30 protein-coding genes are annotated in these 25,052 nt (G+C 67.2%); 20 read left to right on the top strand and 10 right to left on the bottom strand.

Annotation, left to right across the window (positions count from 1 at the left end):
• The first annotated feature begins 42 nt into the window (after positions 1 to 42).
• Entirely contained in the window at positions 43 to 1,032 is a 990-nt protein-coding gene (trpS, locus tag ACTJKY_RS17675) for a tryptophan--tRNA ligase (RefSeq protein WP_440847424.1), read from the top strand.
• A gap of 54 nt (positions 1,033 to 1,086) precedes the next feature.
• Here the strand turns inward: trpS and fliP are convergent, their stop codons facing one another.
• From fliP to ACTJKY_RS17660, 3 genes are read right to left on the bottom strand one after another with little or no spacing between them, the layout of a single operon-like run.
• A complete protein-coding gene (gene fliP / locus ACTJKY_RS17670; protein ID WP_440847423.1) occupies positions 1,087 to 1,842 on the bottom strand; it encodes a flagellar type III secretion system pore protein FliP in 756 nt (251 codons plus the stop codon).
• On the bottom strand, positions 1,835 to 2,518 hold the full coding sequence (locus ACTJKY_RS17665; RefSeq protein WP_440847422.1) for a hypothetical protein: 684 nt from the start codon (positions 2,516 to 2,518) through the stop codon (positions 1,835 to 1,837). The genes fliP and ACTJKY_RS17665 overlap by 8 nt, the downstream gene beginning before the upstream one ends.
• Positions 2,518 to 2,754: a FliM/FliN family flagellar motor switch protein gene (locus tag ACTJKY_RS17660; protein ID WP_440847421.1), complete on the bottom strand. Its 237-nt coding sequence runs from the start codon at positions 2,752 to 2,754 to the stop codon at positions 2,518 to 2,520. The genes ACTJKY_RS17665 and ACTJKY_RS17660 overlap by 1 nt, the downstream gene beginning before the upstream one ends.
• A 117-nt stretch (positions 2,755 to 2,871) precedes the next feature.
• Here ACTJKY_RS17660 and flgC point away from each other — a divergent pair, with 117 nt between their 5' ends.
• From flgC to ACTJKY_RS17615, 9 genes are all read left to right on the top strand, one after another.
• On the top strand, positions 2,872 to 3,279 hold the full coding sequence (flgC, locus tag ACTJKY_RS17655; protein WP_440847420.1) for a flagellar basal body rod protein FlgC: 408 nt from the start codon (positions 2,872 to 2,874) through the stop codon (positions 3,277 to 3,279).
• 12 nt (positions 3,280 to 3,291) lie between these two features.
• A complete protein-coding gene (locus ACTJKY_RS17650) occupies positions 3,292 to 3,615 on the top strand; it encodes a flagellar hook-basal body complex protein FliE (protein ID WP_440847419.1) in 324 nt (107 codons plus the stop codon).
• A 17-nt stretch (positions 3,616 to 3,632) separates the two neighbouring features.
• Positions 3,633 to 3,896 (top strand): flagellar biosynthetic protein FliQ, encoded by a 264-nt coding sequence (locus ACTJKY_RS17645; protein WP_066722503.1) that lies wholly within the window; start codon positions 3,633 to 3,635, stop codon positions 3,894 to 3,896.
• Complete coding sequence (gene fliR / locus ACTJKY_RS17640; protein WP_440847418.1) at positions 3,893 to 4,651, top strand: flagellar biosynthetic protein FliR; 759 nt, start codon at positions 3,893 to 3,895, stop codon at positions 4,649 to 4,651. The genes ACTJKY_RS17645 and fliR overlap by 4 nt, the downstream gene beginning before the upstream one ends.
• A complete protein-coding gene (flhB, locus tag ACTJKY_RS17635) occupies positions 4,651 to 5,724 on the top strand; it encodes a flagellar biosynthesis protein FlhB (protein ID WP_440847417.1) in 1,074 nt (357 codons plus the stop codon). Before fliR ends, flhB begins: the two co-directional genes overlap by 1 nt.
• 101 nt (positions 5,725 to 5,825) lie before the next feature.
• Positions 5,826 to 7,916 carry a TonB-dependent siderophore receptor gene (locus tag ACTJKY_RS17630; protein WP_440847416.1) on the top strand — a complete coding sequence of 697 codons (2,091 nt, stop codon included), beginning with the start codon at positions 5,826 to 5,828 and terminating at the stop codon, positions 7,914 to 7,916.
• 8 nt (positions 7,917 to 7,924) lie between these two features.
• Entirely contained in the window at positions 7,925 to 8,224 is a 300-nt protein-coding gene (locus ACTJKY_RS17625; protein WP_093293594.1) for a ketohydroxyglutarate aldolase, read from the top strand.
• Positions 8,221 to 9,711 (top strand): PepSY-associated TM helix domain-containing protein, encoded by a 1,491-nt coding sequence (locus ACTJKY_RS17620; RefSeq protein ID WP_440847415.1) that lies wholly within the window; start codon positions 8,221 to 8,223, stop codon positions 9,709 to 9,711. Before ACTJKY_RS17625 ends, ACTJKY_RS17620 begins: the two co-directional genes overlap by 4 nt.
• A complete protein-coding gene (locus ACTJKY_RS17615) occupies positions 9,708 to 10,025 on the top strand; it encodes a DUF3325 family protein (protein ID WP_440847414.1) in 318 nt (105 codons plus the stop codon). The genes ACTJKY_RS17620 and ACTJKY_RS17615 overlap by 4 nt, the downstream gene beginning before the upstream one ends.
• Here ACTJKY_RS17615 and ACTJKY_RS17610 read toward each other — a convergent pair.
• The 6 genes from ACTJKY_RS17610 to mutM form a co-directional block, all read right to left on the bottom strand.
• A complete protein-coding gene (locus ACTJKY_RS17610) occupies positions 10,022 to 10,513 on the bottom strand; it encodes a nucleoside deaminase (RefSeq protein WP_440847413.1) in 492 nt (163 codons plus the stop codon). The genes ACTJKY_RS17615 and ACTJKY_RS17610 overlap by 4 nt on opposite strands.
• A gap of 70 nt (positions 10,514 to 10,583) precedes the next feature.
• Positions 10,584 to 10,976, bottom strand: coding sequence for a hypothetical protein (locus tag ACTJKY_RS17605; RefSeq protein ID WP_440847412.1), 393 nt, complete (start codon positions 10,974 to 10,976; stop codon positions 10,584 to 10,586).
• Positions 10,977 to 11,082: 106 nt separating this feature from the next.
• Positions 11,083 to 11,571: an N-acetyltransferase family protein gene (locus ACTJKY_RS17600; RefSeq protein WP_440847411.1), complete on the bottom strand. Its 489-nt coding sequence runs from the start codon at positions 11,569 to 11,571 to the stop codon at positions 11,083 to 11,085.
• Positions 11,568 to 12,947, bottom strand: a complete 1,380-nt coding sequence (gene dnaA, locus ACTJKY_RS17595; protein WP_440847410.1) for a chromosomal replication initiator protein DnaA — start codon at positions 12,945 to 12,947, stop codon at positions 11,568 to 11,570. The genes ACTJKY_RS17600 and dnaA overlap by 4 nt, the downstream gene beginning before the upstream one ends.
• 433 nt (positions 12,948 to 13,380) lie before the next feature.
• Positions 13,381 to 13,644 carry a 30S ribosomal protein S20 gene (rpsT, locus tag ACTJKY_RS17590; RefSeq protein WP_010545371.1) on the bottom strand — a complete coding sequence of 88 codons (264 nt, stop codon included), beginning with the start codon at positions 13,642 to 13,644 and terminating at the stop codon, positions 13,381 to 13,383.
• Positions 13,645 to 13,741: 97 nt separating this feature from the next.
• On the bottom strand, positions 13,742 to 14,551 hold the full coding sequence (gene mutM, locus ACTJKY_RS17585; protein ID WP_440847409.1) for a bifunctional DNA-formamidopyrimidine glycosylase/DNA-(apurinic or apyrimidinic site) lyase: 810 nt from the start codon (positions 14,549 to 14,551) through the stop codon (positions 13,742 to 13,744).
• Positions 14,552 to 14,640: 89 nt separating this feature from the next.
• On the opposite strand from mutM, the gene ACTJKY_RS17580 reads away from it, so the two are divergent.
• The 10 genes from ACTJKY_RS17580 to ACTJKY_RS17535 are packed head-to-tail and all read left to right on the top strand — an operon-like array spanning position 14,641 to position 24,085.
• A complete protein-coding gene (locus ACTJKY_RS17580) occupies positions 14,641 to 15,372 on the top strand; it encodes a class I SAM-dependent methyltransferase (protein WP_440847408.1) in 732 nt (243 codons plus the stop codon).
• Positions 15,373 to 15,412: 40 nt separating this feature from the next.
• Positions 15,413 to 16,945, top strand: a complete 1,533-nt coding sequence (gene ubiB / locus ACTJKY_RS17575; RefSeq protein WP_440847407.1) for a 2-polyprenylphenol 6-hydroxylase — start codon at positions 15,413 to 15,415, stop codon at positions 16,943 to 16,945.
• Complete coding sequence (locus tag ACTJKY_RS17570) at positions 16,942 to 18,060, top strand: hypothetical protein (protein WP_440847406.1); 1,119 nt, start codon at positions 16,942 to 16,944, stop codon at positions 18,058 to 18,060. Before ubiB ends, ACTJKY_RS17570 begins: the two co-directional genes overlap by 4 nt.
• Complete coding sequence (gene coaBC / locus ACTJKY_RS17565; RefSeq protein WP_440847405.1) at positions 18,057 to 19,229, top strand: bifunctional phosphopantothenoylcysteine decarboxylase/phosphopantothenate--cysteine ligase CoaBC; 1,173 nt, start codon at positions 18,057 to 18,059, stop codon at positions 19,227 to 19,229. The genes ACTJKY_RS17570 and coaBC overlap by 4 nt, the downstream gene beginning before the upstream one ends.
• Complete coding sequence (locus ACTJKY_RS17560; RefSeq protein WP_440847404.1) at positions 19,219 to 20,040, top strand: alpha/beta hydrolase family protein; 822 nt, start codon at positions 19,219 to 19,221, stop codon at positions 20,038 to 20,040. Before coaBC ends, ACTJKY_RS17560 begins: the two co-directional genes overlap by 11 nt.
• 2 nt (positions 20,041 to 20,042) lie before the next feature.
• Positions 20,043 to 20,489, top strand: coding sequence for a dUTP diphosphatase (dut, locus tag ACTJKY_RS17555; RefSeq protein WP_440847403.1), 447 nt, complete (start codon positions 20,043 to 20,045; stop codon positions 20,487 to 20,489).
• On the top strand, positions 20,486 to 20,863 hold the full coding sequence (locus ACTJKY_RS17550; RefSeq protein ID WP_440847402.1) for a hypothetical protein: 378 nt from the start codon (positions 20,486 to 20,488) through the stop codon (positions 20,861 to 20,863). The genes dut and ACTJKY_RS17550 overlap by 4 nt, the downstream gene beginning before the upstream one ends.
• Positions 20,860 to 21,624: a HesA/MoeB/ThiF family protein gene (locus ACTJKY_RS17545; RefSeq protein WP_440847401.1), complete on the top strand. Its 765-nt coding sequence runs from the start codon at positions 20,860 to 20,862 to the stop codon at positions 21,622 to 21,624. The genes ACTJKY_RS17550 and ACTJKY_RS17545 overlap by 4 nt, the downstream gene beginning before the upstream one ends.
• 48 nt (positions 21,625 to 21,672) lie before the next feature.
• Complete coding sequence (locus tag ACTJKY_RS17540; protein ID WP_440847400.1) at positions 21,673 to 22,692, top strand: NAD-dependent epimerase/dehydratase family protein; 1,020 nt, start codon at positions 21,673 to 21,675, stop codon at positions 22,690 to 22,692.
• A 46-nt stretch (positions 22,693 to 22,738) separates the two neighbouring features.
• Positions 22,739 to 24,085, top strand: a complete 1,347-nt coding sequence (locus ACTJKY_RS17535; protein WP_440847399.1) for a nucleotide sugar dehydrogenase — start codon at positions 22,739 to 22,741, stop codon at positions 24,083 to 24,085.
• Between the two features lie 38 nt (positions 24,086 to 24,123).
• Here the strand turns inward: ACTJKY_RS17535 and galU are convergent, their stop codons facing one another.
• Entirely contained in the window at positions 24,124 to 24,993 is an 870-nt protein-coding gene (gene galU, locus ACTJKY_RS17530; RefSeq protein ID WP_440847398.1) for a UTP--glucose-1-phosphate uridylyltransferase GalU, read from the bottom strand.
• Between the last annotated feature and the right edge of the window lie 59 nt (positions 24,994 to 25,052).

Here is a 25,052-nt window from a genome sequence, read left to right as displayed (position 1 = left end):
TCCAACGGCCGAACGGTCAACCGGGTGCGGAGTGACACTTCCATGCGCGTCGTCTCGGGCATCCAGACCACCGGCAACCTTCACCTCGGCAATTATCTGGGCGCCATCAAGCAATGGGTCGCGATGCAGGATCAGGGAGAATGCCTGTTCTTCCTCGCCGATCTCCACGCCCTCACCGGCACGGTGACCCCGCAGGAGCTAGCCAACTCGACGATCGAGATGGCCGCCACGCTGTTCGCCGCCGGGATCGACGATCGCTCGATCCTGTTCAACCAGGCGCGCGTCCCCGCCCATGCCGAATTGTGCTGGATCCTCCAGGGCACCGCCCGGATGGGCTGGCTGAACCGCATGACCCAGTGGAAGGACAAGGCCGGCAAGAACCGCGACGGCGCCAGCGTCGGGCTGTTCACCTATCCGGTGCTCCAGGCCGCCGACATCCTGGTCTACCAGGCGACCCACGTCCCCGTCGGCGAGGACCAGAAGCAGCATCTCGAGCTCACCCGCGACATTGCCACCAAGTTCAACCAGGACTTCGGGGTCGAGCTGTTTCCGCTGCCCGAACCGCTGATCAGCAAGGCCGCGCCGCGGATCATGAGCTTGCGCGACGGCAATGCGAAGATGTCCAAGTCCGATCCGTCGGACCTGAGCCGGATCAACCTGATCGACGACAACGACACGATTGCCGCCAAGTGCCGCAAGGCCAAGACCGATCCCGAGCCGCTGCCGGACTCGTTCGATGCGCTCGCCGAGCGGCCGGAGGCGCGCAACCTGGTGACGATCTTCGCCGCTCTGGCGGACCGCGACCCGCAATCGGTAGTGGAGGAATATGCCGGGCAGGGCTTCGGCGCGTTTAAGCCGGCGCTGGCGGACCTGACCATTTCGGTGCTCGGGCCCATCCGCGAGCGGCTGACCGCGTTGCTGGACGATCGTGCCGAGGTGGGCGCCAAGCTCGCCAAGGGCGCGGCGCGGGCGAGTGCGCTGGCGGCGCCGACGCTGAAGGCGGCGCAGCAGGCGGTCGGGCTGCAGGTGTAAGCCCCTTCCCTCCTTCTAAAATCCCCCTCCCGCCTGCGGGAGGGGTGAATAGGCTCAGTGCGTGAAACTCTTCACCAGCGAGCCGGCGACCAGCGCCCAGCCATCGACCAGCACGAAGAAGATGATCTTCATCGGCAGCGCGATCGTCGGTGGGGGCAGCATCATCATGCCCATCGCCATCAGCACCGCGGATACTGCCAGGTCGATCACCAGGAACGGCAGCAGCAGCAGGAAGCCGATCTCGAACGCGCGACGCAGTTCGGAGATCATGAACGCGGGGCAGAGCGTCGTCAGCGGCGCATCGGCGCGCGACGCGATCTTCTTGTTGGCAAGATCGGCGAACAGCTTGAGATCGCTGTCGCGCACCTGGCCCAGCATGAACTGGCGGAACGGCTCGGTGGTCTTCTCGAACGCCGCGACCTCGGTCAGCTTGCCCTTGGTATAAGGCTCGACGCCTTCGTTCCACGCCTTCTCGAAGGTCGGCGCCATCACGAAGAAGCTGAGGAACAGCGCGAGGCTGATAATTACAGGGTTCGGCGGCACGCCCGGCGTACCGATGCCGGTGCGCAGCAGCGACAGCGCCACCACCATGCGAGTGAAGCTGGTCACCGTCATCAGCAGGCCCGGGGCCAGGCTGAGCACGGTAAGCATCAGCACCAGCTGGATGGCCTTGGCCGAAAGCGGCCCCTCGCCGCCGATACTGATGGTCGCGCCCTGCGCCGCCGCCTGGGCGGCGGGCGCAACAGCTTGCGCGTGCGCCGCGACCGGCAGCACGATCAGCAGTGCGGCCGCGGCGAGTAGTTTACGCATTCAGTGCCTCGCGCACGGCGCGCTTGTTCCAGCGCGTGGTGTCGCGCGGGATACGGGTGCGGGTCTGCGCACGGGCGCGCGGGCGGGCAGCGCGTTCCGCAGTCGCGGGCGCAGCCTCGGTTTCGATGTCGGCTTCGGCTTCAGCTTCCACCGCGGCCTGCGGCTCCGCATCGTTGGCGGCGAGCGGCAGGCTCGGCACCGGCTCGGCAGCGGCGACGACGGGGGCTTCCACCGGTGCTTCGGGGGCAATCTCGGCCACCGGGGCGGCATCGGGGCGCACGCGGTCGACCATCGCCTTGAAGTCGAGCTTGCCGGCCAGCTTGGCCATGCCGGCCTTGAGCACCGCCAGATCGTCCTCGATCTTGGCCGTGCCCTCGCCAGTCGCGCTCGGCTCGGCCACCGGCTGCACCGGCGCGACGATGCCCGTCTCGATCGTGGCATGGCCCTCGGGGCCGATGAAGATCAGGTGCTCGCAACCGTCACGGCGGATCAGTGCGACCGAGCGCTTGGCGTCGACCGCCAGCCGCTCGACCAGTTCCACCCGCTTGCGTCCCCCGCCGGTCACTCGGCCCGGCAATTTCAGATCATAGCGGCGAACGACCCACAATGCCGTTGCCAGCATCCCCAGCACCAGGCCCAGAGCGCCCAGCGTACGCAGCATCGACAAGAGATCCATCAGTTACGCGACTTCTTCACGAGTTCGGAAATTTCGAGCGACATGACCTCGCCGTCCACGAGGATGCGCCCGACTGCGACCAGCTCGCCATTGACATAGACCATGCTGGGATCGTCCTGCCCGCAGTCCAGCGGGATCATGGCCCCGCGGCTCATCTGCAGGATCTGCCGGATCGGTACTTCGGTAGAACCGAGCACCACCGACATTTCGATCATGATTCCATCGAGTACGGACATGCGTCTCCCTTTCCACCTGACTTATAGGAACCTTTTTTCCGCCCCCGGCGCCCAGCCCGGCAAAATTTGCCTACAATGATGGCGTGGGCCGCTTTCAGGCCTCGTGGAGGATCAACAATGGATTTGGATGCTTCGCTGGGCGTTTCCGCCTCGGGTCTGCGCGCGCAGTCGCTGCGGATGCGCACGATCGCGGAAAATCTCGCGAACCAGGATTCGGTCGCCGATACCCCGGGTGGCAATCCCTATCGCCGCAAGGTCGTGAGCTTCGAGGCGGCGATGGATCGCGCTACCGGCGGCACCGGCGTGAAGGTGAAGTCGATCCAGAACGATCAGTCGGATTTCGTGAAGGTCTATCAGCCGGGTCACCCGGCGGCGGACGCGCAGGGCTATGTGCTGCGTCCCAACGTCAACGGCCTGATCGAGAACGCCGACATGAAGGCAGCGCAGCGCAGCTACGAAGCCAATCTCAACGCCATCGAAGCGGCCAAGAGCCTGACGATGCGCACCATCGATCTGCTCAAGTAAGGAATCCGGATCATGTCCATCGGAGCATTGGACGCCAGCAAGGCCTATGGCCGGGCAGCGTCGATCGGCAACACGCTCAGCAAGGCCGCCGGCGGCGGCGAAATCGGTGACGGCGAACAATCGGGCTTCGGCGCGATGGTCGAGAATCTGGTCGGCGGCACCGCAGACAAGCTGCGCTCGGCCGAGACCGCCTCGGCCAAGCAGGTTGCCGGCAAGGGCGATCTGATCGACGTCGTCACCGCGATCGGCGCGGCCGAGACCGCGCTCGACACCATGGTCGCCGTGCGCGACCGCGTCGTCGGTGCGTACACCGACATCATGCGCATGCAGATCTGACGAAGGCACGCCGCGACATGACGCCCGCGCAGCTGATCAGCCTCACCGAATCCGCGCTGATGCTGATTCTCACCGTTGTCGGGCCGCTGCTGCTGACGTCGCTGATCGTCGGCGTGTTCGTCGGCCTGCTCCAGGCACTTACCCAGATTCAGGAAACCACCCTCACCTTCGTGCCCAAGCTCGTCGCGATGGGGCTGGTGTTCCTGCTTATGCTGCCCACCATCGGGCAGGCGCTTGGCCAGTTCATGGCCAAGATCAGCGACATGATCATCCACGGATGATCGTCCCCCCCGATCTCGCGCTGCAGGTTTCGGCCTTCTTCATCGTCTTCGCGCGGGTCGGGGCGGTGCTGATGCTGCTCCCCGTGTTCGGCGAAGATGCGATCCCCGGCCGCATCCGCCTGTTCATCGCCTTCGCCATGTCGTTCGCGCTCTACGGCCTGATCGGCGAGCCGGCGCGCGCCGCGGTGAATGCCGGCGCCGTGCTTCCGGCGATCCTGGTGACGGAGCTGATGACCGGCCTCGCCATGGGGATGATCGTCAAGATCCTGTTCTTCTCGATCTCGATGGCCGGCTCGCTGATGAGCCTCCAGATCGGCCTTTCCTCGGCGGTGATGTTCGATCCCTCGCAGTCCGGCCAGGCGCCGATCCTGTCGAAGCTGGTCGGAATCGTTGCCGCGCTGATGTGCATGAGCATGCAGGTCCATCACCTGTGGCTCGGCGCGATCGTCCACAGCTACCAGACCTTCCCGATCGGCGGCATGCCGCCGATGCACGATTTCGCCGAGCTGGCGGTCGAGGCAATCGGTCGCTCGATGACGCTGGGCATCAGCCTTGCGGCGCCCTTCCTCGTCTACGGCATCGTCTTCAACGTGGCGCTCGGCCTCGCCGCACGCGTCGCGCCGGCAATCCAGGTCTTCTTCATCGCCCAGCCGCTCAACCTGCTGCTCGGTCTCGCGCTGGTGATCACCACCATCGGCACCATGCTCACCTTCTTCACCCAGACCATGGGTGACGTGCTGCAAAAGGGCTGGTGATGGCGGGCGGCGGCGACGATTCGGACGACAAGACCCAGGAACCTACCGACAAGAAGCTCGAAGACGCGCGAAAACGCGGCGACGTGCCGATGGCGCCCGAAATGCGCCATGCCGCGATGTTCGTCGCGGCGCTGGTGGTGATGGGGGGCCTGGGCACCTACACGATCCAGCAGTTCGGCACGCTGTTCGTCCGCCTTTGGGGCGGCGCCGACGATTTCCGGATGGAGCCCGACGGCGCGCAAAATTTCGCCACCGGGCTGTTCGGTGCGATCGGCACGGCGCTCGCGCCGATCCTGGCGGCGCTGTTCGGCTTCGCGATCCTGGGCGGCGTGCTGCAGGGGCGGCCGATGATCAGCTGGTCGCGGATCAAGCCCAAGTGGAACAAGCTCAATCCCTTCAACGGCGCCAAGCGCATGTTCGGCAAGCAGGCGCTGGTCGAGTTCTTCAAGACCTTCGCCAAGCTCTGCCTGGTCGGCGGCATCGCCGCCGTGATCGCCTGGCCGCACGCCGCGACGATCGACCGGCTGGTCGGCGCTGATCTGGTCGACACCGGCAGCGCGGCGAGCGACATCGTCCATGCCATGCTCCGCCCGATCGCGACGCTGGTCGGCGCGCTCGCGCTGTTCGACTTCGTCTGGCAGCGCCGTTCGTTCATGAAGCGCATGCGGATGAGCCTTCAGGAAGTGAAGGACGAGTACAAGCAGAGCGAGGGCGACCCGAAGATCAAGGCCAAGATTCGCAGCATGCAGATGCAGCGCTCGCGCAGCCGCATGATGTCCAACGTCCCCAAGGCCAGCGTCGTCATCACCAACCCGACCCACTATGCCATCGCGCTCCAGTACGACCATGGCAGCATGGGCGCGCCGGTGGTGGTAGCCAAGGGCGTCGACACGATCGCGCTCAAGATCCGCGAGATCGCGACGGAGCACAACATTCCGCTAGTCGAGAACCGCCCCCTCGCCCGCGCGCTCTACGCCAGCGCGGAACTCGACCAGCCGATCCCGGTGGAGCATTACGCCGCGGTGGCCGAGGTGATCAGCTACGTGCTGCGGATCGCCCGCGGCCTGCGCTGAGAGCGATTCCGACACCAAATTTGATAATGCGATTGACTCGCAATACACAGCATCCCTAAAGGCTCGGCCAGATAACGAGACCCAAAGGGATTTGCCGGATCATGCACCTGTCGCTTCGCACCGTCTTGCTCACCACCGCGCTGTTCGCCCTGCCCGGCATTGCCATCGCGGGAACGGACGGTCCCGCGGACGGTGACGACCAGCAGAACCAGATCGTGGTGACCGGCGTGGCGGCGCAGCCCTCGCAGAGCGCCACCGGCCTGACCCTCACCCCGCGGGAGACGCCGCAGTCGATCACGATCATCGATCAGGCGCGGATCCGGGATTTCCAGCTCACCAATATCAACGACCTGCTCGACCAGACCGTCGGCATCAATGTCGAGCGCGTCGAGAGCGACCGGACCTATTACAACTCGCGCGGCTTCGACATTAACAGCTTCCAGGTCGACGGCATCGGCCTGCCGCTGCCCAATGGCATCCAATATGGCGATATCGATACCGCGCTGTTCGAGCGGGTGGAGGCGATCCGCGGCGCCAATGCGCTGATGACCGGCGTGGGCAACCCGTCCGCCACGATCAACTATGTCCGCAAGCGCCCCACCGACACGCTGCAGGCGACCGCGACGGCGCAGGTCGGCTCGTGGAACCGCTGGCGCGGCGATGCGGACATCTCGGTGCCGGTAACCGACACGGTGGGCGTCCGCGCGATCTATGCGCACGAGCAGCGCGACAGCTATCTCGACTACAACCACGTCAACCGCAACGTGTACGGCCTGATCGCCGACTGGAAGATCACCCCGCAGCTCACCGCCACGGTCGGCTACACCCGGCAGGACAATGATGCCGACGGCGTGCTGTGGGGCGCGCTGCCGCTCACCTATACCGATGGCAGCCGCATCCCCTATGCGCGCTCGGCGACCACCTCTGCGCCCTGGACCTATTGGGACACCACCGATCAGCGCGCCTTCGGCGAGCTCGCTTATGATCTGGGCAAGGGCTGGCAGGCCAAGGGCGTGTTCACCTACAGCAACAACAAGCAGCAGGCGCGGCTGCTCTATGCCTTCAACCTGCCCGACAAGACGACCGGCCTCGGCATCTCGGGCCAGGTCGGCGCCTATCCGTCGGAGACCGACCAGTATCTCGGCGACTTCACCGCCTCGGGCCCGCTCCACCTGTTCGGGCGCGAGCACCAGCTGGCGTTCGGCGTCTCGACCGGCCGGCTCGACAACCGCCAGTGGGAGGGCGAAGGCAAGAGCTATGTCGCCTATCCCGCGGTGCCCAACCTTTCGAGCGCGGTGATCACCGATCCCGGCACCGGCCCGATCACGCTCCAGGCCGACAGCCGCACCGAAGTAACCCGCGCCTATGGTGCCGCGCACCTCAACGTCACCGATCGGCTGAAGGCGGTGGTCGGCGGCAGCGCGACCTGGCTCAAGTCGAGCGGCATCTCCTACGGCGCCGACCAGTATCGCAAGAACAGCCGCGTCAGCCCCTATGCCGGCCTGACCTACGACCTGACCAAGAACGTCTCGTTCTACGCAAGCTATACCGACATCTTCAATCCGCAGATCGAGGTGGACCGGACGGGGCGCCGCCTCGATCCGGTGACCGGCACCAGCATCGAGGGCGGGCTCAAGACCGAATGGTTCGGCGGCCGGCTCTACGCCACCGCCTCGCTGTTCCGCGCCAAGCAGAAGAACCTCGCCACCTATGCTGGCGTGTTCGCCCCCGGGGACCCGGGCCAGAACGGCACCTATTTCTACACCGGCCTCGACACCACCTCGCGCGGCTTCGAGATCGAGCTGGCCGGCAAGGTGACCGACAACTGGACGATCAGCGGCGGCTATACCGGTCTCGAGATCGAGGACAATGCGGGCAATCCCGCCCGCGTCTTCATCCCCACCAAGAGCCTCAAGCTCGCCACCACCTACACCGTGCCCGAGCTGCACGACCTGAAGATGGGTGCCCAGCTGCGCTGGCAGAACACGGTCCGCAGCCCGGACTTCACCGTAACGCAGAAGGACTATGCCGTGCTTGACCTGATGGCGAGCATCCGCCTGGTCGATCACGTCCGCGCCGCGATCAACGTCCGCAACGTGACCGACAGCAGCTATCTGGGCAGCGTGATGTGGGGCCAGGCCTTCTACGCACCGCCGCGCAGCGTGCTCGGCAGCATCAGCTTCAGCTACTGAGACTGGCCATGGGGGCGCATCTCCGCAGAGGCTGGGGCTATCGAGCGAACATCGCGACGCGCGCGGTGGCCGGTAGCCTGGGCGCCTATCTGGTCGCGGCGTGCTTCGCCGCGGCGGCGGCGCGCACCCTGCCCCTGCCCCGGCTTGACGCGATCGTGCCGGCGACGATGCTCGCCTTCCTCGTCGCGCCCGTGGCGACGATCTGGGCCTTTCTCGCGCCCGGACCCTTGCGCGCGCTGGGCGGCATCCTCGCCGCCGCCGCGCTGCTGGCGGGCATCGCCTGGGCGGCCGGGATGCCCGCGGCATGAGCGCGGTGCGCGACGGCGCCCGCCAGGCGATGGCGTGGCTGCATGGCTGGACCGGGCTGCTGCTCGGCTGGGTGCTGTTCGTGATGTGCCTGGGCGGCACGCTCAGCGTGTTCAAGCCAGAGATCGGCCGCTGGATGCGCCCCGAAACCATCGCGACGGCCGACCGCGCCACAGCGCTGACCGCCGCGACCCGCTGGCTCTCAAAGAACGCGCCCAACTCGTTTGGCTGGTATCTCACCTTGCCCAACGATCGGATGAACACGGTCGAGGCGACCTATGATCCCGGCACCGGCTTCGTCTATCGCGCGCTCGATCCCGTCTCCGGCGCGCCCGCCCCGCGCGAGACGCTGGGCGGTGAGTTCTTCTACCGGCTCCATTTCGAGCTGCAGCTGCCCTTCCCCTGGGGCCGGCTGCTCGCCTCGCTGGCGGCGCTGGTGCTGCTGCTCGGGCTGATCACCGGGATCGTCGCGCACCGCCGAATCTTCAAGGACTTCTTCACCTTCCGCCCGGCCAAGGGCCAGCGTTCCTGGCTCGACGGGCACAATGCGGTGGGCGTGCTTGCCCTGCCCTTCCACATCATGATCAGCTTCACCGGCCTGCTGACGCTGGCGACGCTCAACATGCCCTGGGCGATCAGCGCCAATTACGGGAAGGACATGGCGGCGATGTTCCAGGCTTTCCAGCCAGGCCAGATCGACCGCCCGGCCGCGAGCAAACCCGCGCCGCTCGCCCCGCTTGCACCGATGCTTGCGGAGGCCGAGCGGCGCCTCGGCAAGCCGGTGGGCCGGGTGACGATCGCGCATCCGGGCGATGCCGCCGCGGTGGTCACCATGTTCCGCGACGATGCCCGCCAGATCGCCTATGCCGCCGGCGCGGTAAGCTTCGACGGCACCAACGGGCGCGTCCTCGCCGACTTCACCGAGAATCGCCCGGCCCTCCAGACCTATGGCGTGGCCTATGGCCTCCACCTCGCCCGCTTCGCGCCCTTGGCGACGCGCTGGCTCTACTTCCTCTGCGGCGCGATGCTGACGCTGGCGGTGGCGAGCGGCATGGTGCTGTGGGTGGTCAAGCGCCGCGAACGCGCGCCCCTGTCCCTCGGCAACCGCATCGTCGAGCGGCTCAATGCCGGCGTGCTGGCGGGCGTGCCGATCGGCTGCGTCGCCTTCCTGCTGGCCAACCGGCTGCTGCCGCTGGGCATGGCCGATCGCGCCGGTGCCGAAGTGTCGGTGGCGCTGTGGAGCGCCGCCGCATCCCTGGTGCTCGGCGCCGTGCTCGCACCGAAGCGGAGCTGGCCGCTGCTCATGACACTGCTCGCGCTGGGCTGCGCAGCCGCCGCACTTCCCGGCGGTGCCTTTGCGGACAGCGTGCAGGCGAGCGTGAGCCTCACCCTGCTCGCCGCCGCTGCGGGCTTCGGCTGGATCGGCATGCGCCAGTGGCGCCCCCGGCCCAAGCCGACGCGCCGTCGTACCCGCGAGCAGCTCGCATGATCGCCGCCGGACTGACCCTGCTCGGCATGTTCGCGCTCGCCGCGGCCATGCCCCGCCATGCGCCCGCCTTGCTGGGCGCATGGGAACGCCACGTGCCGCCGGCGCGGTTGCGGATCGGCGGCGCGGCGCTGCTGCTGGCAGCCCTCGCCGCCACGCTCGCCGCGTCCGATTGGCCGACCGCGCTGGTGACCTGGTGCGGCGTGCTGCCGTTCAGTGCCGTACTCGTCCTGCTCGGGCTGACCTATGATGTCCGCCTCGCCCGCGGCGCCGCGGCACTGGGCGCGCTCGCCATCCTCGCAGGGCTGCTTCGCTAGAGGTTGGCCTGTTCCTCCACCGGCAGTTCGGCATCGGGGGGATAATAAAGCGTCGCGCATTCGGCGGCGAGGCAGCCGCCCTCGATCACGATGTCGTCGCGATAGGCGTCGCCGATGAAGCTCAACGTATCGACGTGCCGCGCCTCGAAATACATCGCATGCACGTCGTCGCGCCCGGCGCCGTAGACCACCCGCCCGACCTTCGACCAGATCGACGCCATGGTGCACATTCCGCAGGGCTGCAGCGTCGAGTAGAGCGTCGCCCCGCGCAGCTCCAGTTCACCCGTGCTCTCGCAGGCGCGGCGAATCGCCATCATCTCGGCATGGGCGGTGGCATCGGGCAGCTCGTGTGTCTGGTTGCGCTCGGCCGCGAGCACCTTGCCGTCGAGTACGATCACGCAGCCGAGCGGCGAGGTGGAAGGATCCGATCCCTTCGACCGCGCAACCTCGATCGCCATCCGCATCCACTGTTCGTCGTTTTGTGTCATAGCATTGGGCTCCCTATCGAGAGCGCAACGCGCAAGGGCGGCGTTCGCCGCCAGCCTCAAAGGGAAGTGCTCAGTCCTTGCAGACGTAGATCAGCGCATAGCCCATCGAGCCGCCGGGATTGGGCACATTCACATTTTCTAGCTCGAGGCGCTTGCAGGACTCATCGCCTTTCTTGGTCGCGGATGCCGCGCGGGCTTCCTGCTCGGGCGCCGGGGCTTTGTCAGCCGTGCGGCAAGTCCCCGCCTTCTCGGCCGCCGCCATATAGGCCGCACGCTGCTGCTTCGCCCACGCGCTCGCAGCCACATCCCCGCGCGTCTTCTTGACCTGTATGTAGCCATAGACGAGGTCGCGCTTCTGCGCTTCGGACATCGCATCGAACCAGCACTGCCCCGCTTGCGGCGCGCCTGGCGGTAACGCAGCGGCAGTGGATAGGCTCGCAACCGTCAATAGAGACAGCAGCATCGGGATCTCCTTCGTACGCCCCATGCTAGGCGACGACTTTGACCTGAGCACCTGCGCCTGCCGCGAATTGTCGCGACTATTGAACGGTCCGCGGTTTTTCCTGCCGTCAAAGCCGCCGATACAGCACGAGCGCATCGACGAGTCCGCATTCCGGATGGTCGAACCCTTCGGGCACCCGCCCGACCGTCTCGAAGCCGAGTTTGTGCCAGAGCCGCACCGCGGGCGCGTTGCTGGAGACCACGAAATTGAACTGCATCGCGCGAAAACCCCGCGCCCGCGCTTCGGCGAAGCTGTGCTCGGCCATGGCGCGGGCGATTCCCCGGCCGCGGGCATCGGAGTGCGTCGCATAGCCGCAATTCGCAACATGCGCGCCGCCGCCCGCCTGATTGGCGCGCAGATAATAGGTGCCGAGCACCCGCCCTTCGCATTCCGCCACGAAGCTCGCGCGATCAGACCCCAGCCAATAGGCCAGGGCCGTCTCGCGCGGCATGTCGCGGTCCAGCGCATAGGTTTCGCCGGCGCGAATCACCGGCTCCAGGATCGCCCAGATCGCCGCGCCGTCTTCGCCGACGGCGGGGCGAATCACCGGGCTCACCCCTCCAGGGTGCGCATCAGCGCGCGGACGGCGCCGTCGATCTCGACGTCCTTGCTGCGCAGATCCTCGATCCGCTTGACCGCATGGATCACCGTCGAGTGGTCGCGGTTGCCGAACTTGCGGCCGATCTCGGGCAGCGAACGGGTCGTCAGCCGCTTGGCAAGATACATTGCGATCTGGCGCGGGCGGGCGATCGCCACCGCGCGGCGTGCCGAGATCAGGTCGAGCTGCTTGACCTCGAAATGGGTCGAAACCGCACGCTGGATCTCGTCGATCGTGATGCGACGCTGGCTGGTGCGCAGCACTTCGCCGAGCACGCTGGTCGCGAAATCGATGGTGATCGATTCGTTCGACAGGCTGGCATAGGCGACCAGGCGGTTCAGCGCGCCTTCGAGCTCGCGGACATTGGTGGTGATTCGCGCAGCCAGCAGGTCGGCGACCTCTACCGGCATGTCCACCGCCGGCATATCCTTCAGCTTGCGCTCGACGATCGCGCGGCGAAGGTCCAGCTCGGCGGGCTTGATGTCCGCCACCAGCCCGGCGCCGAGACGGCCGACGAGGCGCGGTTCGAAGCCTTCCAGCGCCTGGGGCGCGCGGTCGGCGGCGATCACCAGGCGCTTGCCGGCGCCCATGAACTCGTTGACCGTGTGGAAGAATTCTTCCTGGGTCGCGTCCTTGCCGCCGATGAACTGCAGATCGTCGATCATCAGCAGGTCGACTGAGCGCAGCCGGGTCTTGAACGCCAGCGTGTCCTTGTTGCGCAGCGCCTGCACGAATTCGAACATAAAGCGTTCGCCGGTCGAATAGATCGCCGTCGCGCCCGGATTCGCCTCGAGGAAGGCGTGGCCGATGGCGTGCATCAGGTGCGTCTTGCCCTGGCCGGTGCCGGCGTGGAGGTAGAGCGGGCTGAACATCGGCACGCCCGGCTGCGCAACGGTGCGCGCGGCGTTGAAGGCGACGCGGTTGGTCGTGCTCACCACGAATCGATCGAAGGTGAAGCGCGGATCGAACGACGGGCGCTCGGCCGGCTCGACCAGCGTTTCCTTTCGCGGCGCGGGCGCCGGCGCGGCGCTGAGCACGCGCTGATCGGCGTCCTGCAACGTCTCCAGCGTGACGCTGCGCACGTTCGGCAGCACCGCGCGGAATTCGAGCAGCAGCCGCTCGCCATAGTGATTCTTCACCCACTGGGTGAGGAACGGCGACGGCAGGCCCAGACGCACGGCGAGCGAATCGCTACCCTCGATCAGGACCACCGGCTTCAGCCACTGGTCGAACAGCCGCTGGCCGGCCGAGCGGCGCAGGTTGGTGCGCACATGCGCCCATGCCTTGGCGACGTCGCGGCCTTCCTCACGTTCCAGCGGTTGAACCTGAGTCACTCTGACGCACCCTTCCTTCGCGGGAATCACGATTCCCGCGTTCAAAAACCATTGTCGATCATGAGGCCCATCGCAGCCGGTCATGCCCCCGGAGACGCGCGATGAGCTCGTTGTCCCCAGCCAGCAACGTGGCCGGGAGACTTGTTGTAGGAAGCTCGAACTGAGTCGAGCAAGGGCTTCCCATGTAAACTTTCTGAAATAGTTTTGTTGACAGCCCGAACCCTAGGAAAACCGTGAGGGTATCGAAATTACTCAACTATTCCCGATAGTTACTAAGACAAAGCCGGAGTCATTGCAGCCCGAATCGGGTCGACTCGCGCATTTGCGCGATTCACTCGCCTTGCCCAAAAATTAACCAATTCTTGGCAGCGCAAACGCGAAAAACCCCGCCGGACAGGGTCCGGCAGGGCTTTTCGTTACCGAATGGTTACGGTTAAGCGAGCGCTTGAAGACGCTTGTTGAGGCGCGAGAACTTCCGCGCTGCCGTGTTCTTGTGGAGCACGCCCTTGGCGACGCCCCGTGCGATTTCCGGCTGCGCAGCGGCGAGCGCTTCGGTGGCAGCGGCCTTGTCGCCGGCGGTCAGCGCAGCTTCGACCTTCTTGACGAAGGTACGGATGCGGCCGACGCGTGCACCGTTGATCTCGGCGCGGCGGTCGTTGCGACGGATGCGCTTCTTCGCTTGCGGCGTATTCGCCATTCGGTCTTGTTCCTGCTCGAAATGGGTGAGGCGCGGAAGCGAGCCCACGCCGGAAAGACGGGCCCTTTATCGTCTACAGCGATTCGGGTCAACCATTTCAGCGCTGGCATTTTCCACAATAGAAGGTGGAACGCCCGGAATCCACGCGGCGCTGCACGAGGCGGCCGCAGCTGCACGGCTCGCCTTCCCGTCCATAGACCCGCCACTCCTTGGCGAAATAGCCGAGCTCGCCGTCGGGCCGTGCATAATCGCGCAAGGTGGAGCCGCCGGCGCGAATCGCCGCCGCCAGCACCTCGCGCACAGCCTCGACCAGTTTCTCGAGCTTGGCCCTGCCGATCGACCCCGCCGGCTTGGTCGGCGCGATGCCGGCGAGGAACAGCGCCTCGCACACATAGATATTGCCGAGCCCCGCGACGATTCGCTGGTCGAGCAGCAGCGCCTTCACCGGCGCGATTCGGTCCGCGAAAGCCGCCACCAGATGCGCCGCGGTGAAGTCCGGCCCCAAGGGCTCCGGCCCGAGAGCCTTGAAGGCCGGCCATTCCGCCAGTTCGGGCGTGGGCACCAGATCCATGGAGCCGAATCGCCGGGGATCGTTGAGCGCCAGCCGGTGCCGCGCCGTCTCGATCACGACATGGTCGTGCTTGCCCAGCTCCGCCGGATCGATCCGCCAGCGGCCGGACATGCCGAGGTGGAAGACCAAGGTGTCCTCGCGGTCCGTATATATAAGGCCATATTTCGCGCGGCGGGACAGGCCGGTGACGGTCGCCCCGGTCAACCGCTGGCCCAGATCGACCGGGAACGGGCGGCGCAGGTCCGCGCGATTCAGCAGCACGCGCTCGACACGCTGCCCCTCCAGCACGGGGGCCAGGCCGCGAACGGTGGTTTCTACTTCGGGAAGCTCAGGCATCTGGCCCTACAGCTAGGAAGTGCGGAGCGGAATGTCACCTGCCCCTCAGCCCTCTTGGTTTGGCCGTCACCTGCGGCTAAGGCACCCCCATGCCCGATACCGTCTCCTTCGGTTACGAAGACATCGCCCCTGAGGACAAGACCCGCCGCGTCGGCGAGGTGTTCTCGAATGTCGCCAGCAAATACGACCTGATGAACGACGCTATGTCGGGCGGCATGCACCGGCTGTGGAAGGACCGCTTCGTCCGCCGGGTGAAGCCGCGCGCGGGCGAGCACATCCTCGACATGGCCGGCGGCACCGGCGACATCGCCTTCCGCATGGCCGAGACGGGCGCTGCGATCACGGTTGCCGACATCAATCCGGAAATGCTGAGCGTCGGCGTCGAGCGCGCCGCCCAGCGCGGCATCGATGGGCTGGTGTGGACCGAGGCCAATGCCGAGACACTACAATTCCCCGATCGCTTCTTCGATGCCTATACGATCGCGTTCGGCATCCGGAACGTGACCGACATTCCCAAGGCGCTCCGCGAGGCGCACCGCGTGCTGAAGCGCGGCGGCCGCTTCTTCGTGCTGGAATTCTCGACCACCCAGTGGCCGGGCTTCGCCGAACTGTACGACGCCTATTCGCACAAGCTGGTGCCGAAGCTGGGCAAGCTGCTCGCGCAGGACGAGGACAGCTATCGCTACCTGATCGAATCGATCCGCCGCTTCCCCGACATGCCCAGCTTCGAGCGGATGATCGCCGAGGCCGGCTTCCGGCAGACCAAGGTGGAGCCGCTGCTCGGCGGGCTCGTCGCGATCCACAGCGGCTGGAAGATTTGATGCAAGCCCCCGTTCGATCCTCCCCGGGGAGGATCTGGGCATGACCGCGCCCGCCGTTCATCTCTGGCGTCTGCTCAAGTGGGGCCGCATCCTCGCCCGCCACGGCGCACTGCGCGGCATCGAACGCGACCCCAACACCCCGCGTCCGGTCCGCCGCCTCGCGCGCATCGCCCGGCTGGGCGCCCGGGTGCCGGCCGTCCCCGCCTATGCCGATGCCTTCCAGGCGATCGGCCCCGCCGCGATCAAGCTCGGCCAGACGCTCGCCACCCGCCCTGACTTGGTCGGCGAGGAAGCCGCGCACGACCTGCTGCGCCTGCAGGACGCGCTGCCGCCCGTCCCCTTCGACATCATCCGCGAGCGGATCGAAACCAGCTATGGCCGCCCGCTCTCCGCGATGTTCGCGGAAGTGGAGGAAAAGCCGATCGGCGCCGCCTCGATCGCCCAGGTCCACCGCGCGGTGACCACCGACGGCCGCCGCGTGGCGGTGAAGGTGCTGCGCCCGGGCATCGAAACCGACTTTGCTCGCGCGATCGACACCTATGAATGGGCCGCCGCCCAGCTCGAGGCCTATGGCGGCGAAGCGCGCCGCCTGCGCCCGCGGCTGGTGATCGAAAGCTTCAAGCGCTGGACGGTGCGCGAACTCGACTTTCGCCGCGAGGCCGCCTCTGCCTCCGAACTCGCCGAGGCGATGATCGCCGAGCCGGATTTCATGGTGCCCCAGATCGACTGGCAGCGCACCACCGGCAAGGTGCTGACGCTGGAGTGGATCGACGGCATCAAGCTGAGCGACCGCGACGCGCTGGTCCGCGCCGGGCACGATATGCCGGGCCTCGCGGGCAAGCTGATCAAGGCGTTCCTGCGCCAGGCGATCGCCGAGGGCTTTTTCCATGCAGACATGCATCAGGGCAATCTGTTCGCCCTGCCCGACGGCCGCATCGCCGCCATCGATTTCGGCATCATGGGCCGGATCGACCGCCGTGCGCGGGTGTGGCTCGCAGAGATCCTCTACGGCCTGATCACCGGCGACTATAAGCGCGTCGCCGAGATCCATTTCGAAGCGGGCTATGTCCCCGCCCACCATAATGTCGCCGAGTTCGCCACGGCGCTCCGTGCCGTGGGTGAGCCGATGCGTGGGCTGCCGGTGAAGGAAATGTCGATCGGCGGCATGCTCGACGGCCTGTTCTCGATCACCCGTGACTTCGACATGATGACGCAGCCGCATCTGCTGCTGCTCCAGAAGACGATGGTGATGGTGGAAGGCGTCGCGCGCGGGCTCGATCCGGACATCAACCTTTGGGAAGTCTCGGCACCGTTCGTCCGCGAATGGATCCGCACCGAGCTGGGGCCCGAAGCCAAGGTCGCCGATCGGCTGATCGAGGACCTGCGCACCCTCGCCCGCCTGCCCGAGCTGGTCCGCAACATCGAACGCCGCTTCCCGGCCCCGGGCGGCGCGCCGCCCGAGCCGCCCTTGCGCGAGATCCAGGTCGTGCGCGTCGGTGGCGGCTGGCGCTATGCGCTGGTCAGCATCGTCGCCGCGTTGGCCGGCGTGGCCGGAACGCTGCTGCTGAAATGACCGGGCGCACGCGCCGCCTCTGGACCCTCCAGCCGAGCCGCTTTGCCGCCCTGTCGCGGGGTCGCGCGCGGCTTGCCTGGCTGGCGGTGCTGCTGCTGTTGCTCGCCTCGCTCACGGTGCTGGCGGTGCCGTCGCTCACCGGCGACGGCGATACCGCTGCCGCCACGGCCGATCGGATGACCGATATCGGGCTGTACGAGCGTGTCGTTGCGGCGATGAAGGGCGGCGACACCTATTATGTTGCGGCGAGCGACGCGATGCGCGCCGGCGGCTATCCGCTACGCCCGTTCTTCACCATGCGGCTGCCCGCGCTGGCCGCACTGGAAGCGCTGATCCCCGGATGGGCGAGCGTCGCCCTGCTGCTCGCCCTCGCCGCGCTGACCGCCTTCGCCTGGGCGTCGCGCGTCGGTGTCGCGCTGAACGGGCTGTTCCCGCGCGCGGTGATGATGATGCTGCTCGCAGTCTCGATGCTGGCCTTTTTCCAGCCGGGGCTGGTGCTGTTCCACGAGGTTTGGGCCGGGCTGCTCGTCGCGCTCTCGCTGGCGCTCCGTCGCCCCGGCCGCGCGCTGGAGGCGATCGCGCTCGGCCTTGCCGCCATGCTGATCCGCGAGACGGCGGCCCTGTACGCGATCGTCATGCTGGTCTTCGCCTGGGGTGAGGGCCGCCGGCGCGAGGCGCTGGGCTGGGGCGTGGCGCTGCTGCTCCTCGCCGCCGTGCTGGCACTGCACGCGCATGCCGTGGCCGGCGTGACCGGGCCGCTGGATGCCGCATCGCCGGGCTGGTCCGCGTTCAACGGCCCCGGCTTCTTCCTCCGCGCACTGGTCAATTCCACCGCGCTCCAGGCGCTGCCGGTGATGGTCGGTGCGGTGCTGATCGTGCTGGCGCTGCTCGGCTGGGCGAGCTGGGACGAGCCACTGAGCTTGCGGATGTTCGCGCTGCTGGTCGCGTACGGCGTGGTGATCGCCATCTTCGCGCGGCTCGACAATTTCTACTGGGCGCTGATGATTGCGCCTGCCGCGCTGGTCGGGCTGGTGTTCGTTCCCGACGCGCTGGCAGACCTGTGGCACCGTGCGCTCGACAGGCGGCGGATCACGGTTACAACGGTCAACCCATGAAGCGCATCCTGCTCATCGTCGGCGGGGGCATCGCCGCCTACAAGGCGTGCGAACTCGTCCGCATGTGCCGCAAGGCGGGGATCGGGGTCACCTGCGTGCTCACCGAAGGCGGCCAGCATTTCGTCACGCCGATGACGCTCGCGGTATTGTCCGAGAACCAGGTCTATACGACACTGTGGGACCTGAAGGACGAGGCGGAGATGGGCCATATCCAGCTCAGCCGCCAGGCCGATCTCGTCGTCGTCGCGCCTGCTACCGCCGATCTGCTGGCGCGCATGGCCGGTGGCATCGCCAGCGACCTTGCGACCACGCTGCTGCTCGCCACCGACAAGCCGGTGCTCGCGGCACCCGCCATGAACGTACGAATGTGGAGCCACGCCGCGACCCGCCGCAACGTCGCCCAGCTCCGCGCCGACGGCGTAACCGTGCTGGAGCCCGATGAGGGGCCCATGGCCTGTGGGGAGTACGGTCCCGGCCGCCTGCCCGAGCCCGAGGCGATCCTCGCCGCGATCCAGCAGGCGCTCTCGCCCGTCGAGCAGCGACTGGCCGGCAAGCATATCCTCGTCACTGCCGGCCCGACGCACGAGCCGATCGATCCGGTGCGCTACATCGCCAATCGCTCTTCGGGGAAGCAGGGCTTCGCCATTGCCGGGGCACTGGCGACACTCGGTGCGCGGGTCACGCTAGTCGCAGGGCCGGTGACGCTGCCCACGCCGGCGGGCGTCATTCGGGTCGACGTGGAGACGGCACGCGAGATGGCGGCCGCGGTGGATACCGCCCTGCCCGCCGACGCCGCGGTGATGGTTGCGGCAGTGGCCGACTGGCATGTCGAGGCGGCGTCCCAAAAACTGAAGAAGGGCGATGCAGAGCCCCTCCTGCATCTGACACAAAATCCTGATATTCTCGCCGAACTGGCGCAGAGCGCGCGCCGGCCGCGGCTCGTGGTGGGCTTCGCGGCGGAAACCGAACGAGTAATCGAACATGCCGTCGCGAAACGCACGCGCAAGAACGCGGACTGGATTGTCGCCAACGACGTTTCGGGCGATGTGATGGGGGGTGAAGCCAATGCCGTCCATCTCGTCACCGCCGCCGGCGTCGAAAGCTGGGAGCGCGCGTCCAAGGCCGACGTCGCCCGCCGCCTCGCCGAACGGATCGCCGATGCGCTTTAAGCTGCTGCCCGCCTTTGCCGGTGTTGCACTGCTCGCCGGCTGCGCCACGCCCGTCGCGACGACACACACCGCCGCCAAGTTGGAGCCCGCGCTCAACCTCCACGCGCGCAACTTCGGCGTCACGACGCCCGACGCCGTGCACACGCTGATCGTCGTCCTCCACGGCGATGGGGGGCCGGAATCGCGCAGCGACCACTATCGCTTCGCCGAAGCCGCCACCCAGAGCATCCCCAACAGCGCCGCCGTCGCGCTGCTGCGGCCGGGCTATGGCGACGCCGCGGGCAACCGTTCGCCGGGCCAGGCCGGGCTTGGTTTCGGCGACGACTATACCCAGGAGCGGATCGATGCGATCGCGGAGTCGCTCGGCATCCTGCGCCACCGTTTTGCGTCTGCCCGGTTGATCCTGGTCGGCGATTCGGGCGGTGCAGCGATCGCCGCCGACATTGCCGGCATTCGCCCCGATCTGGTCGACGCGATGGTGTTGGTCGGCTGCCCCTGCGCGCTGCCCGAATGGCGCAAGGGCATGCAGAAGCAGCGCCATGGTGCCGCCTGGGCAACCCCGGTTGCCAGCCTCGATCCGCTCAAGACCGCGGGCGGGGTGATGCCGGGCATCCGCGCCGCAGTACTGGTCGGCCTCGACGACAAGATCACGCCGCCTGCGCTGTCGCGCGCCTATGCCGAGGCCCTTGCACTTCGCGGCATCGCTACCGATCTCCGGATCGTCCCCGGACGGGGACATGATCTGCTCAACGATCCCGAAGTGCTGGCGGCAACCACCCGGCTGGCGACCGCGCTTCCCACGAAAGGCTGACCTTGCTGCCGCCGATCCGCATCGCGATCCAGCGCCTGCCCCATGGCGAGAATCTCCCCTTTCCCCGCTACGCTACCGACGGTGCTGCGGGCATGGACGTGGTCGCTGCCGAGGACCTGACGCTCGCCCCCGGAGCGCGCCATGCCGTCGCCACCGGCTTCGCCATGGCAATCCCCGCCGGCTACGAGGTGCAGGTCCGCCCGCGCTCGGGTCTGGCGCTCAAGCACGGCATCACCTGCCTCAACACGCCGGGCACGATCGACAGCGATTATCGCGGCGAAATCAAGGTGATCCTCGCCAATCTTGGCACCGATGACTTCCCGATCGCGCGCGGCGACCGCATCGCCCAGCTGGTCCCCGCCCCCGTCCAACGCGCCGATCTGGACGAAGTGACCAGCCTCGACGAAACCGCACGGGGGGCCGGTGGGTTCGGCTCGACTGGGAGATGATCGCCACCTTAGCCCTCGCCCTCGCGCTGCAGTCGACGCCGCTACGTATCGACTGGCCGTCGCTCGCGCCGCTGCCCTATCGCGCCGAGCCGCAGATTTCGCCTGACATGCTCGCCTTCGTCGCGAACGAAGTGACCACGCGCAAATGCCCGGTCGCGATCGGGCCGGGGCTGACGCTGAGCGTCGACGTCGCCGTGCTGGTCGACGCGCAGGACAATATCCGCACGACCGTGCCGCGCGCGATCCAGTGCCCGACGGTAGAGCAATATGCCGCCGCAATGGTGGCCGGCGCCGCGCGGGGCAACCTGCTGCCCCGCATGGCCAGCGCCGATCAATGGTACCGCGCGACCGTCACCTTCACCTGGCCGAAATGATGCTCTCCGACGAGGAGCTGGAACGCTACGCCCGCCATATCATCCTGCGCGAGGTGGGCGGCGCGGGTCAGGCGAAGCTCAAGGCCGCGCGGGTGCTGGTGATCGGCGCCGGCGGCATCGGCGCGCCAGCTATCCAGTATCTGGCCGCCGCCGGCGTGGGGGGGCTGACCATCGTCGACGATGACGTGGTCGACCGCTCCAACCTCCAGCGCCAGGTGCTGTTCGGCACCGACGATATTGGCACCGGCAAGGCAGACGCCGCCGCCGCCCGCGTCGCCGCGATCAATCCCAACGTGTTCCTGCGCGTCGAGGCGCGCCGCCTGTCCGCCGAGGACGCACCTGCGCTGATCGCCGGGCACGAGGTCGTCCTCGACGGCACCGACAATTTCGCCACGCGCCTCGCCGTCGCGGACGCCGCGCTTGCCGCTCGCGTGCCGCTCGTCTCCTCCGCCGTCGCCGAGTTCGAGGGCCAGCTCGGCACCTTCCGCGGCTGGGAGGCGGACAAGCCGTGTTACCGCTGCTTCGTCGGCCAGGATCCCGAGCGCGAGGGCGTCAGCTGCTCCGAACAGGGCGTGCTGGGGGCGCTCACCGGCATTCTCGGCAGCCTCGCCGCGCTGGAGGTGATCCGCGCGATCACGCCGTTCGGCGACGATACCGCCGGCAAGCTGCTGCTGGTCGACGCGCTGGCCCTTCGCTTCCGCACGCTCCAGCTGCCCAAGGATCCGGGCTGCCCGGCTTGCGGCACGGGAACGCTCCGGTAAGGAGAAGCGGCCTAGGAGCGGCACCGACACCGCAACACAGGAGCCATGATGACCGACCCGAACGCCAAGCCCCCGCGCGTGCTCGTCACCGGATCGGCCGGGTTCATCGGCTTCCACACCGCCAGCCGGCTGCTCCAGGCGGGGGCGACGGTGCTTGGGATCGACAATTTCTCGGATTACTATGACGTCGCGCTCAAGGAAGCGCGCAACGATATGCTGTCCAACCACCCGACTTTCCGGGTGGCGCGCCTCTCGATCGAGGACCAGCCAGCCCTCGCCGCCACCTGGGCGGAGTTCCAACCCGACGTGGTGATACACCTCGCCGCGCAGGCCGGGGTGCGCTTCAGCATCGAGCAGCCGGCCAGCTATATCGGCGCGAACATCGTCGGCACGTTCAACCTGCTCGAACTCGCGCGCCACCATCCGGTCCGCCACTTCCTCGCCGCCTCGACCAGCTCGGTCTATGGCGCCAATACCGACATGCCCTTCGGCGAAACCCAGCGCACCGCCACCCCGATGAGCCTCTATGCCGCCACCAAGGGCGCGACCGAGCTGATGGGGCACAGCTACGCGCATTTGTTCCGCACGCCGATGACCTTCTTCCGCTTCTTCACGGTCTATGGCCCCTGGGGACGCCCGGACATGGCGCTGTTCAAGTTCACCCGGGCGGTCCTCGCCGGCGAGCCGATCGACGTGTACAATAATGGCGAGATGGTGCGGGACTTCACCTTCATCGACGATCTCGCCGAATCGATCGTGCGACTTATCGATGCCGTGCCGGGCACCGTGCCGGTGGAAGGCGACAGCCTGTCCCCCGCCGCGCCCTTCCGCATCGTCAACATCGGCGCCGGGCGTCCGACCCCGCTGATGGACTATATCGGCGCGGCGGAGAAGGCGCTGGGCCGCACCGCGATCAAGAACTTCCTGCCGATGCAGGCCGGCGACGTGCCGGCGACCGAAGCCTCGTCCGATCTGCTCCGCCGCCTCACCGGCTATGCGCCCTCCACCACCCCGGAAGACGGCGTCGCCGCCTTTGTGCGCTGGTATCTGGAGCATTATCGAAGCTGAAACCGGCGCTGGTGCATGAGAACCGCTCCCGATTGGAGCGGACAAGATGACCTTCGAGTGGCCGGCGCACGGACTGAAGCTGCAGACCCGGATCGAGACGCGCGTGGCGACGATCGGCGTGATCGGCATGGGCTATGTCGGCCTGCCGCTAGCGGTGGCGTTCGGCGAGGCGGGCTGCTCCGTCCTCGGCTTCGATCTCGATCCCGAGAAGGTCGTCGCGCTCAACCGGGGCGAGAGCTACATCAAGCACATCCCGGGCGATCGCATCGCCCCGCTGGTCGCCGAGAAACGCATTGCCGCCACCGCCGATCTCGATCGGCTGGGCGAAGTCGACGTGCTGCTGATCTGCGTGCCGACCCCGCTTACCCGCCATCTCGAACCCGACCTGAAATATGTCGAGCACACCACGCGTGCGATCGCGCACACGCTGCGCAAGGGCCAGCTGGTGATCCTCGAATCGACCACCTATCCGGGCACCACCCGCGAGGTGATGCAGCCGATCTTGGAAGAGAACGGGCTGATCGCCGGCAAGGACTTCTTCCTCGCCTATTCGCCCGAGCGCGAGGACCCCGGCAACCCCACCTTTTCGACCACCAAGATCCCCAAGGTCGTCGGCGCCGACGATCCCGTCTCGGCCGGGCTAGCGATGGCGCTCTACCGCCACATCGTGCCCCAGGCGATCCAGGTCTCCTCGGCGGCGACTGCCGAGGCGGTGAAGATCACCGAGAACGTGTTCCGCGCGGTCAACATTGCGCTAGTCAACGAGCTCAAGCTGATCTTCACCGCGATGGACATCGATGTGTGGGAAGTGATCGAGGCGGCCAAATCCAAGCCGTTCGGCTTCATGCCCTTCTATCCCGGGCCGGGCCTGGGGGGACACTGTATCCCGATCGACCCCTTCTACCTCACCTGGAAGGCGCGCGAGTACAACCAGCACACCCGCTTCATCGAGCTCGCCGGCCAGATCAATGCGGACATGCCGCAGCATGTGATCCGCGTGCTAGCCGACACGCTCGACGCCCGCTTCGGCCGCGGCCTGCGTGGCGCGCGCATCCTGGTGCTGGGGGTCGCCTACAAGAAGAATGTCGACGACATCCGCGAAAGCCCGTCGCTCCGCCTGATGGAGCTGATCGAGGCACGCGGCGCGACGGCAGACTTCCACGACCCGCACGTCGCCCAGATCAACGGCACGCGCGAGCACCCGACGCTCAACTATCGGCACGGGGTGGCATGGGACGAAGCCGCGATCGCCGGCTACGATGCGGTGCTGATCGCGACCGACCATGATGCGGTCGACTATGCCGGCCTCGTGGACTCCGCGAAGCTCGTGATCGATACCCGCAATGCCTGTGGCAAGGCCGGCGTGACAGGCGAGAACATCGCCCGCGCCTGAGGCGGCGCGCCGGGTGGTCCGACGCGCCGCCCAAAAGCTTAGCCCAGCGCCTTCTGGGCAAAGGCGCGGATTGCAGGCTCGAGGTCCGGACGCGAAAGCGCGACCGCCAGGTTCGCCTGGATGAAACCGGCCTTGTCGCCGCAGTCGTAGCGCGTGCCTTGGAAGGTCACGCCGTGGAAGGGCTGGTCGCCGATCATGCGCTGCATCGCGTCGGTCAGCTGGATCTCGCCGCCGGCGCCCTTGCCCTGGTTCTCCAGGATGCGCATCACTTCCGGCTGGAGAATGTAGCGGCCGATCACCGACAGGTTCGACGGCGCGGTGCCCGGCGCCGGCTTCTCGACCAGGCCCTTCACTTCGGTCAGCGTGCAGTCCTGGCTGCCCGGGGTGATGATGCCGTAGCGGTGGGTCTGGTCGTCGGGCACTTCCTCGGCGCAGATCAGGTTGCCGCCGACCTTGTTATAGGCATCGACCATCTGCTTGAGGCAGCCGGGCTTGCCGAACATGAAGTCGTCGGGGAGCAGCACCGCGAAGGGCTCGTCGCCGACGATGTCGCGGGCGCACCACACGGCATGGCCGAGGCCCATCGGCTCCTGCTGGCGGACATAGGCGATGTTGCCCGGCTTGAGGCGAGTGCCGTCCAGCACTTCGAGCGACTTGCCGCGCGCGGCCATCGTCGCTTCCAGCTCATAGGCAATGTCGAAATGGTCCTCGAGCGCGGACTTGCCGCGACCGGTGACGAAGATCATCTGTTCGATGCCGGCTTCCACCGCCTCGTCGACGGCGTACTGGATCAGCGGGCGGTCGACGACCGGCAGCATCTCCTTGGGCATCGCCTTGGTGGCGGGCAGGAACCGGGTACCGAGTCCCGCAATCGGGAACACGGCCTTACGCAGCGGCTTGATCGTCATAACCCCCCTCATGGTAAATTTTGGGTGCAGTGCGGCATAACGGTACACCGCGCGGCTGG

This window comes from Sphingomonas sp. 22176 (genome assembly GCF_052045505.1).
Classification (GTDB): Bacteria; Pseudomonadota; Alphaproteobacteria; order Sphingomonadales; family Sphingomonadaceae; genus Sphingomonas.
The sequence above is the reverse complement of the archived record's forward strand: the minus strand, read 5'-3'. Positions and strand labels throughout refer to the sequence as shown.